Raw genomic sequence first — 508 nt, forward strand, 5'->3', positions numbered from 1 at the left:
AGCACGGCTAACGCCCGATGGCGACAAGCCGAGAGCATCTGCTGCGCGCACGAAACTGCCGCTCTCGGCGACTGCGGCAAGTACGGTGATGCCAGAAAACAGCCGACCATCAAATGTCATGCCCTCTCCGAGGCTAATGTCATTTCGCTAGTTTAATCACGAGTGATTTGAACGGCACGTACTTTATTCAACAATCAAAAAATGGGAGATTGTGCTCCTGAACGCTACGGCGGCTTGCGCCGCAAACCAGGACCAGCTTGGGAGAGCAACCATGGAAGCTTTGAAGACACAGGGAATTGACCTGCCCCGCCTCGGATTTGGCACATTTCGTATGCCGGGCGGAGGTTGCCAGCCAGTAGTTGAAAGTGCGCTGGAGCTTGGATACCGACACATCGACACCGCCGAGATGTACCAGAACGAAGAAGCCGTAGGCGCCGCAATTGCGGGCTCGGGTCTCGCGCGAAAGCAACTGCATCTGACCACCAAGGTATGGCACGAGAACCTCGCC

2 protein-coding genes are annotated in these 508 nt (G+C 56.3%); one reads left to right on the plus strand and one right to left on the minus strand.

Translation table 11 applies throughout. From position 1 onward, the window contains the following. On the minus strand, positions 1–120 hold a 120-nt coding region (locus P0D73_RS46720), incomplete at its 3' end, for a helix-turn-helix domain-containing protein (protein WP_408436538.1). 151 nt (positions 121–271) lie between these two features. On the opposite strand from P0D73_RS46720, the gene P0D73_RS46725 reads away from it, so the two are divergent. Continuing rightward, the coding region (locus P0D73_RS46725) for an aldo/keto reductase (RefSeq protein ID WP_408436541.1) at positions 272–508 on the plus strand (237 nt) is incomplete at its 3' end.

This window comes from Paraburkholderia sp. RL18-101-BIB-B (assembly GCF_046026985.1).
In the GTDB taxonomy this organism is placed as follows: Bacteria; Pseudomonadota; Gammaproteobacteria; order Burkholderiales; family Burkholderiaceae; genus Paraburkholderia.